The following is a 2248-nucleotide window of genomic DNA, read 5'->3' as shown; positions in this document are numbered from 1 at the left end:
TAACAAATAAGGATTAAGGTGTTGCGCAGCCAACACTAAATCCCGAGTGTTGAACAAGCCCGAAGCCACTTTGTTAAGTAAATTGTACGATTGAACTTGAAGGGCACATCGCTTTGAGGCTTTTCTCAAGGCGAGCGGGGTCAAGATAAGGTTGCGATAGCAATCTTATCAACCAGTTAGCTATTTTTCGTTTCTTTCGTCGTCACATCTCCTTTGATTTCGTCAATGCCATTCTCCTTATTATCAAATGCCTTTCGGCTACATGGGTCGGCTCACTCCAACACACGCCATCTCATGCTCACAGCAAGGGCAGATTCTTATCGCTTTGCTCCTTATCGGTGCCGTTAGCGGCGGCATCATATAGACCAAGTTCAATAACAGCAGTTGAATGCGGGCTCTTAAGGCGTGAGCTTGACCACGTAAAAATCCGTAGTCTCGTACTCTCTGCAACCCTTTGGGCAGCACGTGTTGCAAAATGAGCAGCAAAAACTTCAGAATGGGCAAGGTGCGCGTTCGCCATGCATTGGTCTGACTCTCTTTATAGCGGAAGGTGACAGTATCATCTGTGATACTGATGATGTCTTCATCAGGCAGCACACCGCGATAGAGATAGCGCGCCAAATAGTTGAGTGCAGCCTGACCGTATCCTACTTGTCTGCAATCGACCACCCATTGTTTGGGTATGCCACTCGGCAGCCACAACGTTGGGTGTTGATTAATGGCCTCTAGCATTCTTGCTCGCCATACTTTGGCCAAAGCAAACGCGTTGAAGAGGTAATGCTTGTTGCCTTTGTGCCACGTTTGCCTCGACGCGTCGTATTGGCCTGCCGCCACGATAATGTGCAGATGTGGGTGCAAGTTTCGTTGTCGGCTGTGAGTATGCAACACGGCGGTAAAACCAAGTTCACCTTGCCGTTGTCGGTTGGCAAAATCCTTTAATACCCCTGATGCCACCTTAAACATACCGTTATATATCGCTTTAGGTTGATGTCTTGCCAGCACTCTCAATTGATACGGTAAAGTGAAGGTCACCATGAAATAGTGAACAGGTAACCGTTTTTGCTGTTGACGCTGTAGCCAGTCAGAAGTGGTGCGTTGTTGGCATTGAGGGCAATGGCGATGACCACAAGAAAGAGGCAATCGGTCATCGTGATGGCAGTGACTGCAGAACCATTGTGAGCGTCCTTGTTGCTCTGTTTTGCAACGGAGCATCGCCCCAATAGCTCGATGCATATCGCCATTTATCTGCGCATGATAGTGATGCTTAAGCGCACGATGATGCTGGCGAAGCAGTTCAATGAAAGTACTCATTTTATGCTCCATGTTAAGTCTAGATCATCCGTTAATTGGTTGATGGCCATTGCCGCATCACGCTGCTTTATCTGAGTCATTCGGGTGTATCGTGCCGTGGTGTTGAGGCTTGCATGACCGAGCAGTGATTGCAGTGAACGCAGGTCGACTCCTTGCTCAAGTAAGTGCGTTGCGAAGCAATGTCTGAGTGAATGAGGACTCGCATGCTTTTTGATACCACACTCTTTAAGTACAAGTTTCATCGTCTTTTGAATTCCGCCACGATCCATGGGGGTGTCGTGACATGTACCAAGTCCAGGAAATAAGTAGCAAGGATGCTTATGGGTAAGCCAGTGCGTGCGGAGTGCCTTAAGCGTTCGCTGCGGAAGCGGCACCATTCGGTCTTTTCCGCCTTTTCCTTCCCGTATGTGAACGCGCATTGTTTGGCTGTCGATATCATGAACCGTAAGATTTAATCCCTCACTGAGTCGTAACCCCATGCTGTACAGAGTAAGAAAAAACACCTGATAACGTGCTTGTCGAGTGTGAGTAATCAGCGAGCTGACTTGCTGTGGTGTCAGTATGTCGGGCAGTCGTTTTACTTGTGGCGGCTTGACGATATTGAGCCACTCCCACTGTTTATCGAGCGTGTAGCGATAGAAAAACTGCAAGCCATTACGATCGAGTTTTATGGTGCTCCACGAGTGGGTTTGAATAAGAGACGCGAAGAACTGTTTGAGGTCAGAGGTCGTTAATGTATCAGGGGCTCGGTCGAAATGAGCGGTGATCCGACGAACCGCACGGGAATAGGCATCAATGGTCGCGGGTCGTTTACCTTGCAGCTTTAGGTTGGTAAGGTGTTGTTCATAAAGGGTGTTGTAACGTTTTAAGTCATCGGGTTTCATGGGGTTACTCCTGTGAACGACCATCAGGGTGATGGTGTTACAAGAGTATGGTT

Annotated in this window: 2 protein-coding genes; both read right to left on the bottom strand. The window is 48.2% G+C overall.

The genetic code is table 11. The annotated features are described in order from the left end of the window. Positions 1-258: 258 nt before the first annotated feature. A complete protein-coding gene (locus AB4167_RS03160; RefSeq protein ID WP_102332453.1) occupies positions 259-1311 on the bottom strand; it encodes a transposase in 1053 nt (350 codons plus the stop codon). Next, positions 1308-2195: a site-specific integrase gene (locus tag AB4167_RS03155; protein WP_017080449.1), complete on the bottom strand. Its 888-nt coding sequence runs from the start codon at positions 2193-2195 to the stop codon at positions 1308-1310. The genes AB4167_RS03160 and AB4167_RS03155 overlap by 4 nt, the downstream gene beginning before the upstream one ends. Positions 2196-2248: the final 53 nt, after the last annotated feature.

Source organism: Vibrio sp. 10N.286.49.E11 (genome assembly GCF_041469505.1).
In the GTDB taxonomy this organism is placed as follows: domain Bacteria; phylum Pseudomonadota; class Gammaproteobacteria; order Enterobacterales; family Vibrionaceae; genus Vibrio; species Vibrio crassostreae_C.
The sequence above is the reverse complement of the archived record's forward strand: the minus strand, read 5'-3'. Positions and strand labels throughout refer to the sequence as shown.

What these genes read in the sequence shown, in the direction of transcription:
- AB4167_RS03160 (WP_102332453.1), bottom strand. Translation starts at nt 1,311, where the DNA reads ATGAGTACTTTCATTGAACTGCTTCGCCAGCATCATCGTGCGCTTAAG.
- AB4167_RS03155 (WP_017080449.1), bottom strand. Translation starts at nt 2,195, where the DNA reads ATGAAACCCGATGACTTAAAACGTTACAACACCCTTTATGAACAACAC.